Annotated in this window: 14 protein-coding genes; 1 reads left to right on the forward strand and 13 read right to left on the reverse strand. The window is 43.6% G+C overall.

Annotated elements, in window-relative coordinates:
• Window positions 1-34: 34 nt before the first annotated feature.
• The 8 genes from DER53_RS13475 to DER53_RS13510 all read right to left on the reverse strand — a co-directional run bounded on the left by DER53_RS13475 (window position 35) and on the right by DER53_RS13510 (window position 10,315).
• Window positions 35-1,831 (reverse strand): ABC transporter ATP-binding protein, encoded by a 1,797-nt coding sequence (locus tag DER53_RS13475; RefSeq protein WP_062754704.1) that lies wholly within the window; start codon window positions 1,829-1,831, stop codon window positions 35-37.
• Window positions 1,765-3,549, reverse strand: a complete 1,785-nt coding sequence (locus DER53_RS13480; protein ID WP_082805425.1) for an ABC transporter ATP-binding protein — start codon at window positions 3,547-3,549, stop codon at window positions 1,765-1,767. Before DER53_RS13480 ends, DER53_RS13475 begins: the two co-directional genes overlap by 67 nt.
• A 296-nt stretch (window positions 3,550-3,845) precedes the next feature.
• On the reverse strand, window positions 3,846-4,277 hold the full coding sequence (locus DER53_RS13485; RefSeq protein ID WP_062754706.1) for an STAS domain-containing protein: 432 nt from the start codon (window positions 4,275-4,277) through the stop codon (window positions 3,846-3,848).
• Complete coding sequence (locus DER53_RS13490; RefSeq protein ID WP_062754708.1) at window positions 4,270-4,701, reverse strand: ATP-binding protein; 432 nt, start codon at window positions 4,699-4,701, stop codon at window positions 4,270-4,272. The genes DER53_RS13485 and DER53_RS13490 overlap by 8 nt, the downstream gene beginning before the upstream one ends.
• 40 nt (window positions 4,702-4,741) lie before the next feature.
• Window positions 4,742-6,193, reverse strand: a complete 1,452-nt coding sequence (locus tag DER53_RS13495) for a SpoIIE family protein phosphatase (RefSeq protein WP_062754710.1) — start codon at window positions 6,191-6,193, stop codon at window positions 4,742-4,744.
• A gap of 186 nt (window positions 6,194-6,379) precedes the next feature.
• Complete coding sequence (locus DER53_RS13500; RefSeq protein ID WP_062754714.1) at window positions 6,380-7,477, reverse strand: GerAB/ArcD/ProY family transporter; 1,098 nt, start codon at window positions 7,475-7,477, stop codon at window positions 6,380-6,382.
• A 13-nt stretch (window positions 7,478-7,490) separates the two neighbouring features.
• Window positions 7,491-8,687, reverse strand: coding sequence for a Ger(x)C family spore germination protein (locus DER53_RS13505; protein ID WP_062754716.1), 1,197 nt, complete (start codon window positions 8,685-8,687; stop codon window positions 7,491-7,493).
• Complete coding sequence (locus DER53_RS13510; protein WP_062754718.1) at window positions 8,684-10,315, reverse strand: spore germination protein; 1,632 nt, start codon at window positions 10,313-10,315, stop codon at window positions 8,684-8,686. Before DER53_RS13510 ends, DER53_RS13505 begins: the two co-directional genes overlap by 4 nt.
• A gap of 128 nt (window positions 10,316-10,443) precedes the next feature.
• Between DER53_RS13510 and DER53_RS13515 the strand changes: the two genes are divergently transcribed.
• Entirely contained in the window at window positions 10,444-10,668 is a 225-nt protein-coding gene (locus DER53_RS13515) for a YczF family membrane protein (RefSeq protein WP_062754720.1), read from the forward strand.
• A gap of 35 nt (window positions 10,669-10,703) precedes the next feature.
• On the opposite strand, the gene DER53_RS13520 is transcribed toward DER53_RS13515, so the two are convergent.
• The 5 genes from DER53_RS13520 to DER53_RS13540 form a co-directional block, all read right to left on the reverse strand.
• Window positions 10,704-12,821: a heavy metal translocating P-type ATPase gene (locus DER53_RS13520; RefSeq protein ID WP_062754722.1), complete on the reverse strand. Its 2,118-nt coding sequence runs from the start codon at window positions 12,819-12,821 to the stop codon at window positions 10,704-10,706.
• Window positions 12,811-13,176, reverse strand: coding sequence for an ArsR/SmtB family transcription factor (locus DER53_RS13525; RefSeq protein ID WP_062754724.1), 366 nt, complete (start codon window positions 13,174-13,176; stop codon window positions 12,811-12,813). Before DER53_RS13525 ends, DER53_RS13520 begins: the two co-directional genes overlap by 11 nt.
• A 69-nt stretch (window positions 13,177-13,245) precedes the next feature.
• On the reverse strand, window positions 13,246-15,018 hold the full coding sequence (locus DER53_RS13530; RefSeq protein ID WP_244319602.1) for an ABC transporter permease: 1,773 nt from the start codon (window positions 15,016-15,018) through the stop codon (window positions 13,246-13,248).
• Window positions 14,993-15,892, reverse strand: coding sequence for an ABC transporter ATP-binding protein (locus DER53_RS13535; RefSeq protein WP_062754727.1), 900 nt, complete (start codon window positions 15,890-15,892; stop codon window positions 14,993-14,995). Before DER53_RS13535 ends, DER53_RS13530 begins: the two co-directional genes overlap by 26 nt.
• Window positions 15,858-16,274, reverse strand: a complete 417-nt coding sequence (locus DER53_RS13540; RefSeq protein ID WP_062677690.1) for a GntR family transcriptional regulator — start codon at window positions 16,272-16,274, stop codon at window positions 15,858-15,860. The genes DER53_RS13535 and DER53_RS13540 overlap by 35 nt, the downstream gene beginning before the upstream one ends.
• Window positions 16,275-16,391 lie beyond the last annotated feature (117 nt).

Genomic DNA, 16,391 nt, shown 5'->3' on the forward strand with positions numbered 1-16,391 from the left:
TGGCTTGTACGACACACGCGTACAAGCCGCTTTTTTATAATGCCTCTTCTTTTTGAAAATGACGAGAATACAAATCATAGTAAAACCCTTTTGCCTTTAGCAGTGATTCATGTGTGCCTTGTTCAATGATTTTCCCTTCATTCAAGACGAGAATGCGATCGGCATTTTGGACCGTGTTAAGCCGATGGGCAATGACAAAACACGTCCGCCCTTTCATAAGCCGCTCGAGCGCTTCTTGAATTTTCATTTCGGTCATTGTATCAATGTTGCTCGTCGCTTCATCCAAAATTAAAATAGATGGATTGGCGACCATCGCGCGCGCAATTGCTAACAGTTGTTTTTGTCCTTGGCTAATGCCGCTGCCATCTTGCTTCAGCACCGTATCGTAACCGTTTGGCAGTTTGGTGATAAACGAGTGCGCATTCGCCCATTTTGCCGCTTGTTCCACTGCTTCATCACTTGCATCTAATCTTCCGTATCGAATGTTATCGCGAATCGTTCCTTCAAATAAAAACGTATCTTGCAAAACAAACGCCATATGGGCGCGCAAGCTTACGCGTTTAATAGTACGGCTATCGTGCCCATCGATAAAAATATGACCGCGATCCGGATCGTAAAAGCGGGCTAGCAGCTGTAAAATCGTCGTTTTTCCTGCACCGGTCGGACCAACGAGCGCCACCGTTTCTCCTGGAGAAACCGAAAAGCTGACATCGCGAATGACATCTCGCTTTTTATCATAGGAAAATACGACATGGTCAAATTCCACTTTTCCTTGTATATGGTTGAGCGAAATCGCTCCCGTTTCGTCCCGTTCTTCTTTTTCCATATCTAAAATTTCAAATACTCGTTCCGCGCCAGCCAGCGCCGAAAGCAGCGTATTCCATTGGTTCGCCAAATCATTTAACGGGCGTGTAAATTGGCGTGCATATTCGACAAACACAACAATGACGCCGATTGAAATCATCCCTTTAAGCGCTAAAATACCACCCACGCCAGCAATAAGACCAAAGCTGGCGTTGTTTAGAAAGTTCATTAGTTTCGGGATAAATCCCGAATACGTTTGCGCCCAAAATCCCGCTTGCTTCAACTGCTCATTTTTTTGTAAAAAGCCATCAATCATTCTCCGCTCTTGCGAAAACATTTTTACGACTTTTTGCCCAGAAATGACTTCTTCAATAAATCCGTTCATCTCTCCTAAACAACGTTGTTGCTCACGAAACCGTTTCTGCGTGCGATTCGTAATCCATCGCATCCCAATGTACATCATCGGGACAACTAGCAAAGTGACAAACGTTAGAAGCGGGCTTAGCCAGAGCATGACGCAGATCGCTCCGACAAGTGTAAGCGTGCTTGATATCACTTGGATGACGGTACTATTAAATGTTTGGCTCATATTATCGATATCGTTTGTAATCCGGCTCATTAATTCCCCTTGCCGGCGCTTGTCAAAAAATGAAATCGGCAGTTCATGAAAATGGCGAAACAGCTGTTTCCGGATCGCATAAATCGTTTTTTGGGCAATTCGGATCATCCAATAGTTTTGCAAAAAAGTTGAGGCGGAAAGTGCCACATAAATAAAAAGAAGAAGCGCTAAAACAAGAAAAAAACCGTCTGTCTGCTTCGTGACAATATATGTATCAATCGCTCTTCCTACTATATATGGACCAAGCAGACTTAAACAGGAACTTACGATCACCATTACAACAACCGCAATAAGCCATCCTTTTTGAGGCGAAAGAAATGACCAAAGCCGCTTTAATGTTCCTATGTTGTCTTTTGCTTGCTGCTTTTGTCCCGCAGCTGCCATGGTTCTATGTCGCGGTCGTAACATTCGTGCCCCTTCTTTCCTAATTGCGATGCTACAATTTTCCGGTACAGCTCGCTTTTCTCTAACAGCTCATCATGGCTGCCTTTTGCTAAAAGCTTGCCATCGTCTAACAAGAAAATCGTGTCTGCTTCCATCGCCGTTTGAATTTTTTGTGTAACAATGAATGTGGTACACGTATACCACTTTAACTCCTTCAGCAATTTTGCCTCTGTTTTTAAATCTAGCGCGCTTGTGCTATCATCAAGCAATAAAATTTTCGGCATTCCAACAAGTGCCCTAGCAATCGAAAGGCGCTGTTTTTGCCCGCCAGACAAGTTTACCCCTTTCTGCCCAATCATTGTCTCATATCCATTCGGAAACTTCATAATCGTATCATGAATTTGCGCATGTTTCGCCGCTTGGATCATCTCTTCCATCGAAGCATGTTCGTTTCCGAAACGAATGTTTTCGGCAATCGTTCCGGAAAATAGCAACACTTCTTGTGGAACGAAACGGATGGAAGCACGCAACTGTTCTTGTTTCATTTGTCGAATATCGATGCCATCGATCATCACTCGCCCATCCACCGGGTCGTATAAACGAGGGATCAACTGAAGCAAAGTTGACTTTCCTGAACCGGTCGCTCCTAAAATCGCCACTGTTTCATGAGGGCGAACGACAAACGAGACATCTTTTAAAACGAGAACACGGCTATTCGGATAGTGGAATGACACATTCTCAAAGCGGACTTCTCCTTGTTCGACCGCTTTATTGCATGCCTGTTTATCATCTTCGATATCCACTTCCACACTTAACACATCCGCAATGCGCCCAGATGATGCTTTAGCACGCGAAAATGCCATCGTAATGAATGCAAACATCGATAACGCCGAAGTAATACGAGTCGTATAATTGACAATTGCCACTACTTGACCTGCCGTTATGCTTCCTGCTTGAATATCGATACGACCGATGAAAAGAATGACAATAATCGCCATATTCATGACAAATAACAATACAGGGGTAATCGTTTCTACTAAACGTAATACACTGATTGTCCGTTTCATTAGCGTTTCGTTCGCCTTTATAAACCGCTCCTGCTCGTACGTTCCTCTCATCCACGCTTTAATGAGGCGCATCCCCGCTAAATTTTCGCGCATCACGCTGTTGACACGATCAAGCGCTTGTTGCACGATCGAAAAAGATATAACCGCTTTTTTCATCATCCATAAAAGGAACATCACTAACATCGGAACGGCAACAGCAAGCACAAACGCCAGCTGAACGTGAACGGCAAAAGACATGACTACCCCAAATACGACAAGAAGCGGCGCCCTTAAGGCAATTCGCAAACTCATAAACACCATATTTTGTATTTGCGTCACATCGTTCGTCATTCTCGTGATCAGCGAAGCAGTTGGAAAGCGTTCCAAATTCGCAAACGAAAACGATTGAATTTTTTCAAATAAATGTTTTCGAATCGCAAATCCGTACTCTTGGCCCACGTAGCTAGCGGCAAAAGAATTGGCAATCCCAGCAGCAAATGACAAAAGCGAGGCGCCGAGCATGACCGCTCCCCACGTCCAGACGACAGAAAGGTTTTTTGCCATTACTCCGTCGTCAATAATTTTCTCCATCAACAACGGCTGCCATAATTCTACTAACAGCTCAATCAGCATGAGCGCCCATGCGACGATCATCCATTTTCGATACGGTTTTAAGTAAGATAGTACTTGCTGCATCCTTTCACTCCCCCGTACCTGTGATCTCAACCCTCTGCATGAGGAAAGTCGGCACTAAAAAGTTTTTCCTGCGCCTGCGTGCAAACATTCACTCTTGTTCGGCCAAACTTTTATGGACAAACACCTCATTGGTGTTTGGCGCCCTGTCGGTTCGGTTCAAAACCGTTTTTCTCCCGATGGCTTAAGTCACGGGATTTCATGTGTAAAATTTAGTTACCATAGCGAATGACCGAGGGAGTGTCACTTTTGACATCGATGTTACAGAACATTTTGTTTACCGATATCCATTAAAGTTGTCAGTTCCGTTTCCGGTAGTTAGCCCAAATTTGCATAAACATTTCTTGATCAGCAATCGCTCTGTTTTGCGAAGCAAAAAACTGGATAATATCTTGTTCGTTTTCCACGATTGGAAACAACTTATGAAATTTCGCAATCATCAATAGCTTTTCGACTGTTTTATTCGATGAAACGACAAAGACCACTTTCTTTTTCTTCGCAACTTCCTTTTTTAAAAAATGGATTAATAGTGCCAAACCGGTACTGTCGATAAACAGAAGCTCATGGACATCAATAATGACGATATCTCCCTTTATTTCCGCCAATGCCATTTGAATCTTTTGTCTAGCAAGCTGCTGCGTGCTGTAAACCAACTTCCCTTTCAGCAATATTTTTTCATATTGTTCTAACGATGTAATTTTCAGTTCAAGAGTGGATATCCGACTATCCATTGCGCCCTCTCCTCATTTTCATCGCAATTGCGCATTTTCCATTTTCTCGCCGTTCAAACCATATATCATCCATGGTTTCTTTAATCAGCAAAAGCCCGCGGCCAGATTCAGCAAGCAACATATCTTCAAGGCTTTTCTCCCGCATTCGCTCAATTTGTTTGATAGGAATTCCGCTGCCTTCATCCGTAACAGTGACAGTTACATCCTCTTCCGTAATTCGCAAAGATAATACAAATGTATTCTTTTCTGTTTCTTCTCCCGATTGTCTTATTGCTGCCACTGAATTAATAACCGCTTCATGAACAGATAACACAAACATATCGCGATCGTGAACCGAAAAAAAACGAGCAATTTGTTCCGCTAGCAAATCGCAAAAATCAATCGCCTCGTCCGTCGCTTCACATTGAATCTTCATTTCGTACATTGCTTTACACCCACTGATCATTAATTTCAAGAAACGATCGTTATTGAATCGTAATAGATAATAAGCATATATCATCGGCAGGATTCATTGGCGATCGACTATGATCAATCAGCATATGCAAAAATTGTTTATCTGGTAAATGGCTATACATTTTTGTATAGTTGCGAATTTTATTCATGCTTTGTAAAATGGATGAATCCATTTCATCTAAAATCCCATCCGTGTATAAAAATAATCTTGTTCGCTTTTGATAATGAATAACTTCTTTTTCAAACGGGACGGAAAACGGACTGCCAATCGCTAGTCCTCCCTTATCCAACTCAATGATTTCTCCATCTTCCGTAACCAACAATCCAGCAGGATGACCTGCATTCGTATATTCAATCTGCTTTTTTTTCGTATCAATCACTAAATAAATCATGGAAAATAAATATCTTATTCCATTTGCGTCGTTAGGAAATAAGTTTTGTACATGCTTTTCGAGTTCTATAGCGACATACACTGGATCGATGACACGCACAATTAATCCCCTTAATAGTGAACGGAGCAACATGCTGACAAGCGAAGAGGAAATGCCATGTCCCATCACATCAATAATAATGACGCCATAGCGGTCATAATCAATTTGGTAACATGCATACAAGTCCCCAGACAAGTCATCCGATGAAATATAAATGGCATCCATCGTCACTGCATCGTTTTGTATCGGAGGGGTTAACACGCTTTGTTGAATTTTTTTCGCAAGTTCCAATTGCTTCTTATACTCTGCTTCTTTTTGTTTTTGTTTTGTGATATCCGTAACCATCATCATATATCCCGTAACATTTCCAGCCGAATCAGTAACAGGAATGGCAGAATAAGCAACGTCCACGAACGTTCCATCTTTTCGTCTAACTGTGCGTTCGCCTGTTGAATTTTTTAACTGATGAGAAAACATTGCTATGCATTGAGGATGATCATGAAAAAACGAGAAAAATTGCCGGCCGACCACTTCTTCCTTTTTCCATCCAAATAATGCTTCTGCAGCATTTCCCCAATCCATTACCGTCATATTTTGGCATAATGGGATGACTGCAATTGGAGCCGTTTCATAAATAGCTTGAATCATTTGTTCCGGTTTTGGTGAACGAATAATTGTTTCCACATCAGAAAAGCGCCAGACGTAAAATTCGTCCGCTGCACCTGTGAGTGAATAAACCGTTAACATTCGGACTAATTTCCGGTCACTGTCAATAAGATGATCAATTTCTCCTTCCCAATAGCCGTTTTCCAACACTGATTTCCAGATTAATTCGTACTTCTCAACATAATGTTCATCGGAAAGGAGAATTTGAAAGGATTGACCGATTAACTGTTCTTTGGAATAACCGGTTAATGTTACCGCTCCATCGTTTACTGCCACGATAATTTTATTCCGATCTGTGATGACAATTCCTTCGCTTGTATGATGACCGCATGTTTTTCCTTTCACCTGTGAATCTAGTTTCACCATTGTTCAACCCTTTTTCATAGTAATCTTTCAAAAATACATAAAATTCCTTCTTATGACAAAAGGCCACCTTCAAAAAGGAGACCAGTTTTCCCAAAAATAAAAAGTTTTCTTTTTATCTATTTCGATTATCATACTTTTTTTCCTGCTTTTTTCATCATAAAAGAAGTAAGTATTTTTTCTTCTTTTTTATTGTTTAAAATAGCGATGACGGATGGCGGCAATAATGAGCAAACATAACGGGATGATAATTTGCAGTGGTACATGCATATAAATTGTCACCATTTTCAATCCTTCTGTAATATGTTCTGGATAATTGCTTGCAATGGCGATGGATAACAGCAAAACCATTAGCCCAAGCGGATATACGAGACGCTGATGATTTTGAATGCGAAATACATTCGCTGTTCCAATCACCGCAGCATAAAAAAATACGGATACTTTAAAAAATCCACCAATAATAAGGGCAATCATAAAAAATACATCCAGACGCTCCAAAAAATTCGCAACTCGAATTCTCCGTATCGTATCTAAAAGCGGAAACGAAGATCGGGCGACAACATCCGCTCCAAGTACGGCAACGTTGATCGTCATAATAATTGCCAAATTAAGACCGCTTAGCGCCATACCTATTATCGCTGCTTGTTTCGTTTTTTTCGGGTTATTCATATATGGAAACAACATCGTAAAAACAATCATTTCCCCGAATGGAACGTAAAGTGTCTCCGCAAACACGACTTTCCATACCCGTCGCCATCCTTCTTCGAGCACCGGCTGCAGCCGATGGAGATCGACCAGTCCTGCAGAAATGACTAAAATCAATCCAGATACTGCGAGGAGATAAAGCAAAGTAAGAAACAATTCCCCCGTCCGCGCAATGACCTCAATCCCTTTATAAACGCCATACATCACCGTTAATATCATAATCGCATTTAAAATAAAGAGCGGGGTTTCTGGATACGCAAACGTTAACAACAGCTCGCCAAAATCACGGAGCACCCGGGAAGCAATATAAAGAAAATAAACAATATATGCAAACGCCAAAACTTTACCGATCCAAGGGCCAGTAATGTCTTGTACATACGTAGTCAATGGGGCATTTGGATAGTAACGATAGAGGCGGTAATAAATAAAAAACAATAATAAACCAAATGTTAAACCTAATAATATCGCAAGCCAAACATCTTGTTTGGCACCTACACCAAGCGGAATAACGATTGCGCTTCCATGCTCGAACAGTACGATTAGTACAAATAATTGCCGTGCGTCTATCTTCGCTCGTTCCATCATTTCACCGCCCTCACTGTCCAAATAGGTACGATTTCGTTCGCAATCCTGTCCGGCGAATAAACGCTTCTACCGTTACATTCACCTCTAGTTGCGGAAAATAGCGATCATGCCAGTCCGATTTCATGGTTTTCCATTGCTGCGGATAGGAACGATAGACAATATCTCCAAACCCAAAGATATCCGTTTTTGCTTTTTTTGCTTCTTCTATCGCTTTGACCACTTCCTTCTTTATACTTTTTTCCGCTTTTTTTTCTAATGCAAAAATTTGCTTAGGATTGGTAAAATCAATGGAGACAAACTCTTCGCCGATATCTCCCTCTGCCTGAATATGAATGGAAATGGATGGTTTTCCTTTTTTCATATGCGCCGCTACGCTCGTTTTGGCACGAACGACTTTATAGGCAGCGTCTTCTTTTTCAACTGTAACGCCTGTTTGTTCCATTTTATCAAGAATCCATACCACTCCACGCGCTGTTTCTCCAGAAATCCATCCAACCAGTTTATCCTCTTTAAACATCGCTAAACCATTGATATTCAATCGCGCATCAGGTTCAGAAGCTTGCACGTTCGTTTGCCGTTTTCCTTTTTGCACGCTCCCAACAATCTCCACACCGCTAATGATTGGCGCTTTTCCTGGAGAAGCAAGATCGTTAATTATTGTTCCTATATCAACATTAATCGATTGCCCCCATATTTTTTCAGAAAATTGTAATGTTTTTATAATTTGATTTGCTGGAATTTTATCAATGGGCGTTAATATTTTCAGAACCTCTTCCGCTGAATGATGCCGGGCGATCACGACCATTGCTGTCGAGCGACATTCACTATTTCTTTCGAGTGCATCAAACAATCCGTTGACTCCTTCTTTTGCCACTTCTTCACTAATAACAAATAAATTTGTATGCGCATAGTAAATAAGCCGCGATAGTTTTTTGGACGCTTTCCGGCTTGCCTCGACAAGGTTATCTCCTGTTGCTTTGTAGATGGAAACCGGCACCCCGCCACTACCTCCACCGTTCTGTCTCGCACCAACAACGTTTCCTGGGTTGACAACTTGAAATATCATCACATATTTTCCATCCTTCGTTTTATCAATTCCGACAGCGACGACAAAGGCCAATTCGTTCAGCTCTTTTGCGCTCCAACATCCGGAAAGAACCGTGGCACATAACAGAAGTGAAATGATGATTGCGATTTTTCGTTTCATGATTGCTCTCCCTCATTTTTCTCCTGACGATTGGAAGCAGACGGCTGAGATCGTTGATGATTTCCCTGGCGAATAATATTTTTCTGATTGATTAAACGCGGACGCTCTTTAAACGCCCATGCTGGCACACGGAAAAGCGTATCGCCCATGTTGGACGGAATAAACGGGGCAAGCGGTGACATATATGGAATGCCAAAGGAACGAAGACTGCATAAATGAATCGTCATCACTAAAATTCCTATAATAATGCCGTAAAACCCAAACATCGCCGCAAGAAACATGAGCGCAAAACGAATGAGGCGCGCGGAAATCGCAATCGCAAACGAAGGGGTCGCAAAGCTGGCGATTGCCGTAATGGAAACGACAATCACCATCGCCGATGAAACAAACCCTGCCTCCACCGCCGCCTGTCCGATGACAAGCGCTCCGACAATCGAAACAGTTTGACCAACAGCACGCGGCAAGCGCACCCCTGCTTCCCGCAAAATTTCAAAAATTACTTCCATCACCAACGCTTCGACAAACGCTGGAAATGGAATTGCTTCACGTTGAGCAGCAATCGCAATGACAAGTGGAGTTGGGATCATTTCTTGATGAAACGTCATTGCTGCAATATAAATCGCCGGGGCAACAAGTGAAATAAAGAAAACAAGAACACGCAAAAATCGAAGTGCTGTTGCAATATCAAAGCGAGCGTAATAATCTTCAACAGCTTGAAAAAATTGGATAAATAAAGCGGGCGCAACGAGCACAAATGGAGTTCCTTCCACAAATACTGCTACTCTTCCTTCGAGAAGGTTTGCTGCTACCACATCCGGCCGCTCTGTATGGTATGTTGTCGGGAAAGTAGTAAATGTTTGATCTTCGATTAATTGTTCAAGATATCCTGTTTCAAGAACACTATCAATATGTATGCGGCGAAGCCGTTTTCTGACTTCCTCGACGATTTCATCGTTAGCAATTCCTTTAATATACATAATGGCAACGTCCGTTTGTGTCACTTCGCCAATTTTCATTGTTTCGAGCCATAGATTCGGATTTTTAATGCGACGGCGAATGAGGGTGGTGTTCATGCGTAGCGATTCCGTAAATCCATCGCGCGGACCGCGAATAGCTAGCTGTGTTTGCGGCTCTTCAATCGCCCGATATTCTCCCCCACTCGTACTTGCACTTAAAGCAAACGTCACTCCATCAAGAAGAATAATCGTCTCCCCTGACATAAGTGCCAAAAATAAATCAACCCACTGGGAGATGCGCTCGATTCTGCCGACAGCAGCTAGTTTTTTTTCCATAAAGCAAAACGTATCTTTCGGGGATAAGGAAAGCGGAAACGTTGCTGTCATAAGCGGCTCCAACAAAAATTGATACACATTTTTTTCATCGGCAAGCCCATCGATAAAAATAAGCGCGGCGCGAATCGAACGTTCTTGTCCAATCATAAAACGACGGATGACAATATCGGAACTGTTTCCCGTCGTATGGCGAATGATATCGATATTCACATCCAGCAGCGAATGAATCGGCTCATGCGGAATATCTTGGACTTGACCGCTTTGATCGCGTTCTTGGCGTGTTGCCGCTCCTTGCTTATCTTGTTGTTTTTTTCGCAATCCCCACTGAAACAGCATCGTACTCCCCTCGCTCCAACTCATTTACTTGCCATTATAGACAGCGAAGGGTTCTAATATACAAACAAAGAATGTTTTAATGGTAGAAAACAAAAACTAAAGAAAACCCCGACAGTAGGTGGGATGAGATGAAACTATTAGGCATTTCATTGTTCATTGGCAGCATTTTAATCGGTCTCGCCATTGAAATGGATATGTTAATGGGTTTTACATTACGTCAATCGATGCGCAACGTCCTGAACCCTTTTCGTGTCATGGAAACACCGGAAATGTTTATTTTATTTTTCATTTTATTGTTATGGGTGCTCGATGTGTTAGCGGCGCTATTTCTTCAAAAACACAAGAAAATGTAAAAAAGGTTTCTTGCCAAGGCAAGAAACCTTTTTTATCATTTGCTGACCGCGCCTAGACGAAGCAGCCGCATCGAATTGAGCAATACGAGCAGCGTCGCTCCCATATCCGCAAAAATGGCCATCCATAGCGTAAGCCAACCTGGAATAATAAGAACAAGTGCCAGCACTTTTAACAAAAAAGCAAGAGCAATATTCTGTTGAATAATGCGCATCGTTTTCCGTCCTAACCGAATGGCATATGGGAGTTTCCCAAGATCATCGCCCATCAAGACAACGTCCGCTGTTTCTAACGCTACATCTGTTCCAATATCCCCCATGGCAATGCCAATGTTTGCCGCAGCGAGCGCGGGAGCATCGTTGACACCGTCGCCGACCATCGCGATACGTCCTGATTGTTGCTGTAGCGTTTGAATCGCCGTCAATTTTTCTTCTGGAAGCAATTCAGCGCGAATATCGGTAAGTGGAAGGGAAGAGGCAATGGCCCGCGCTGTCGTTTCGTGATCGCCGGTTAACATGATGGTTTGAGTGATTCCTAGATTACGTAATGTTTCTAGCACAAAAGCAGCATTTTCACGCAGTTGATCAGAAACGGCAATCATTCCAAGCACCTTTGTTTCATCACCAAGCAGCATGACCGTATTTCCTTGCTTTTGTGCTCGTGTGATTTGCGCGCGCACGTCTTCACCGATAGACGCATCGGAAAACAAGGACGGTTTTCCAATATAATACATGGTTCCGTTCACACATGCTGCCGCTCCTTTGCCGGTCATCGCGCGAAACTCGCTTACTTGCAAACTGTCCAATGATATTTGTAATTCCTCTGCTTTGCGTAAAATGGCAGAAGCAAGCGGATGCTCTGACTGTTTTTCGATGGCTGCGGCGATTTTTAGCACTTCTTTTTCATCCAGGCCGCCAAATGGATAAATATCGGCCACTTCTGGGGTTCCAGTCGTTAATGTTCCTGTTTTATCAAACGCAATAGCCGAAAGTTTTCCGATTTCTTCTAAATACGCTCCACCTTTAATAAGCACTCCTTGCCGTGCCGCTTGCCCAATGGCGGTTACAATTGCGACCGGCGTGCTAATGACAAGCGCGCACGGACATCCGACGACAAGCACCGTCAAGCCGCGGTAAATCCACGTCAGCCATTCTCCGCCAAGCCATAGCGGCGGCACTATTGCAAGAAGGAAAGCAATGAGCATAATCGCTGGCGTATAATAGCGCGCAAAGCGGTCGATAAATTGCTGGGCTGGCGCCCGCTGTGCCTGCGCCTCTTCGACAAGATGAATGATTTTCGCAATCGTTGTGTCCTTCACCTGCTTTGTCACTCGTACTTCGAGCGCGCCTTCTGCATTCAACGTTCCGGCATATACTTCATCGCCAATGGTTTTGGCTACCGGCATCGATTCGCCTGTAATCGCCGCTTCGTTTACGGATGATTCACCGCGAAGCACGATGCCATCCATTGCGATTTTTTGCCCTGGTTTCACAATTATCGTATCGCCGACAACGATATCTTCCACATCCACTTCATACTCTTTGCCATCTCGAAGCACGATCGCTTTTTTCGGAGCGATATCCATCAGCCGTTGAATCGAACGGCGCGCCGTATCCATGGAATACCGCTCAAGCGCTTCGCTAACCGCAAATAGGAAGACAACGACCGCTCCTTCTTTCCATTCTCCGATGCACGCTGCACCAATGACAGCAATCGTCATGAGCGTATTCATATCAAATTGCAGGCGAACAAGATTGTTGATTCCGGTTTTTAATAAATGGTAGCCGCCAATGATGATACTTGCTGTAAATAATAAAATGGTCGCAATATGCCGTTCCCCGATCGTATAAGCAGCTGCATAGCCGGCAAGGAGAAACAAAGCCGATATCATCGCAATCACATTTGTTTTCTTTTTCCAAAACGGTTCTGCTTTCTGTTCTTTCCGCTCTGTTTCCGGAATGACGGTAATTCCGTCAAAAGCACCCGCTTTTTCCAGCTCCGCAATCGACGCTTCGCCGATAACTGTTAGCTTCGCCGCGCCAAAATTGACTTCGGCATCTTTGACCGTCGCAATGCTTTTCACATTTTTCTCAAACTTTGCCGCACAGTTGGCGCAGGAAAGGCCTTGAAGGCGGTACACATGTTTATTTTCCATCGTGTTCTTCCCCCTCTTTGGCGTGGACAAGCGCCAGCATTACAAGCTGTTCGACATGGTCGTCTTTCAGCGAATAAAACACGAGTTTCCCTTCTTTGCGGTGCTTGGCGATTCCCATATCGCGAAGCAAACGCAAATGGTGGGAAGCGGTTGCGACCGTGCAGCCGATAATCATCGCGACATCACAGACGCACAGCTCTTTTTCGAGCATTAACGCATACGTGATTTTTAAGCGCGTCGCATCGGCAAGTGCTTTAAACAGCTGTTCCACCCCGCTGATTTCATTGATGCGCTGCCGGACGGCATCCACTTTTTCCGCGTTAATGGAAAATACTTCACATACATCGTTCGCCATCTTGTCACCTTCATTCAAATATTCATTTGAATATAGTATATTCCTTCATCAACAAAAACGTCAATTCATTCAAACGATAATTTGAATGTTTTTCATCAAAAAAAGGGAATCACGATGATTCCCTTTTATCATTCCGCATTCCCCCTGGCTTTTTCGAGCAGATGGTGGTCTTTGAGCCATTTTTCGACATGAGTATACGTTTTTTTTCCATTCAAGATGGATGATATCACCGTCGCTTTGCAGCAATTCAATATCCCCCTCCCATACGTTGTCATCCAGCATTGCGCTTGCCGGCTCTTCCATTAAGTCGGCTTTTAACGCTTCGATAAATGAATCAATTTGCTGCGGCTCGATGATCGTCAACGTTTTCTCGCCCGTTTCCGGGGTGTGGAAGGCAACTTGGCGAATCGGCGAATATCCTTGATCGCGGAGCAATAAATAATAGTTTTTCTTATACTCTTTCGATTCTAAAATTGGTTGGAAATAGGAAAAATATTGATCGCTAGGCACATGGTACTGGCGGATCATCCGCTTGCTGTCCTTTAGCACATAGCCGATGACCACTTGTCTTTGTTCCGTAAACGGCGACGGTTTTGGCTGATCGTTGACTAACTGTTGGTGAAACGCGTAGACGGCGCGAATGTTTTCCTTTTCCTTTAAAAACTGGTTTTCTTGCTCAAACGGCACATACGAACGTTCGCCATTCTCGACAAAATCAACGACGGAACCGCCGAAATAGACTTGGCGGATATCCTCTAGCGCCGGCAGCCGTTTTTCATATCCGGTTATATCCAGATGAACCAAAATGCCAATGACCACCATCGCCGCGGCAAAATAAGCGTACCCTTTCCACTTATGGAAAACGCGCCATGTTTTTTCGATAATCATTTCGGCAACGAAAAAGCCGATAAATGAGAAGGTGATATATCCGAACACAATCCAGAAAAACTGGTTTTGTGTAACGCCGAAATAAAAACCGCCAAGAAGCATCGTACAAAAAGCGACGCCGTACTTAAAGACCGGACGGAGCACCGGAAACGCCAGCGCCTGCGTCGCCGCCTCGCTATGCCGTTTTTGGTACAGCCAAATCGCGAAAATAAGGAACAACATCATCAAAAGCAGATAAACAAGCGATTCCCCTGCTGTCAACGGTGCTGCTTCAAGCCGTAAATAGCGGAAAAACGGAACAATTTCCTCCAGATTTTTCGATAAATAATAATCAGCCGGGAAGCCAACCAATAAAAACGAAGTATTGGTCAATAACAAAACAGTGATGCCTGCCGGGAATAAAAACAAAATGTAAGTAAATACAACTTGCAGCGTCGACATGCCTGTCATTATGCCAACAAAAACAGAAGCGGCAAAAACAAACAGTTCCATAATAGCCGTTTCCCACATCCAGCGGATGATGTCACCGATGGCAAGCGGCACGGAAAGACTTAATCCATAGCGACAAACGATGGTAAGCAACGAAACAAGCGCGATCGGGAGGACAACAAGTCCCACTCCAAACACAGCTTGCTGGCAAAACAACTCTGCTCGCTGCACAGGCAAGCTATGCATAAAATCAGAGGATTGTTTTCCTTGCATGTAACGAAATAACAGTGTGGCTAACAACACCGGCAGCGTAAAAACGATCATCGTTTGAAACTCTGCGGAAATGCTGTATAAGCTTTCCCATTCTGGAAAAATACCGCTATCTTTCTGCTGGGAGTAAGCCATCAATAATTGCAGCGGAATGGCGGCGAACCACAGCAAGAAATGCACGATGCCAATCCATCCGACGCTGCGAAGATTTTGCACCAAAAGCCCGCGATTAAACGATAATATTTTCGATGGCATAGCCGACATCCCCCATTTCGTAAATGAAAATTTCTTCGAGCGTAAGCGGCAGGATATCGAAAATGAGCGGCTGAAACGTCTTAATATAGGAAACGATTTCCTGCTTTTCGCCGCGCACAATAAGGAGAAGGACGCTGCCGCGCTGCTCTTTGTAAACGATATCAAGCTGCTCGGTAAATTGCTTTGGAATTCCATTCCGAAAAGCGACTTGAATTTTATGGATATCGGTTTTCATCGCATCCAGCTCTTTTTCAAACAGCATTTCTCCCTCATGTAAAATGCCGATACAGTCGCAAAGATCTTCCATCTCCCGCAAGTTATGTGAAGAAATAACCACTGTCATTTCGCGTTCAGCGACCTCTTGGACGATAATATTTTTCACTTTTTGTCTAACGACCGCATCGAGCCCATCAAGCGGCTCATCCATGATGAGCACGTCCGGCATCGTTGAAAAGGCGAGCCAAAACGCGGCTTGACGCTGCATTCCTTTTGAAAACTGGTGAATTTTTTTGCGCGGGTCGAGCAAAAATAATTCTTGTAATCTTGTAAACCGCTCCCGATGAAAAGATGGATAGACGCTTTCGTAAAACGCAGCCATTTGTTCAATCGTTGTCTGTGGGAAAAAATATACATGATCCGGCAAAAACATGATTCGACGCTTCACTTCTGGATTTTCCCATACTTCTTCTCCATCAATGAGCACCGTACCGTGATCAGGACGGATAATGCCAGCCATCATCTTTAGCAATGTCGTTTTTCCGGCGCCATTGGAGCCGAGCAGGCCGTAAATTCTTCCCTTTTGCACTGTCATGTTCACTTTGCGAATCGCTTGAAAGCGATCAAATGTTTTCGTTACGTTCGTCAAGTGAATCATCGGTTTCTCCCCCTCTCTCCCCTTGTTCCGCTTGTTCAATCCATTGTAGCACTTCCTCTTTGGCCACCCCTAAAAAAAGCGCCTCGGCAGCTAGGCGGACAATATCGTGACGAATGGCTTCGATTTTTTCTTGGCTTGCTGCTTTTGGCTGCGGAGAAACAAAGTTTCCCTTTCCTGGAATTGAATAAATAAACCCTTGGTGCTCTAATTCCCGATACGCTTTTTGAATCGTGTTTGGATTAATCGTCAATTGTTTCGCCAACATCCGAACGGATGGCAGCTGCTCATGCGGTTTCCATATTTCGCGGATGATCATCTCTTTCATTTTTTCGACAAGCTGCTCATAAATCGGCTGGCGGCTGCGGACATCTAGTTCAAACAATATCCCCTGGTTACTAAAATCTATAAAAATCGACTCATCACGATGGAACCAGGAAACATCGCTTGCCGCTCGGATTCTCACCGAGTTCCATCAGGAAGGTAATCCCCTTGTCATTCA

The sequence above is a fragment of the Parageobacillus toebii NBRC 107807 genome, assembly GCF_003688615.2.
Classification (GTDB): Bacteria; Bacillota; Bacilli; order Bacillales; family Anoxybacillaceae; genus Parageobacillus_B; species Parageobacillus_B toebii.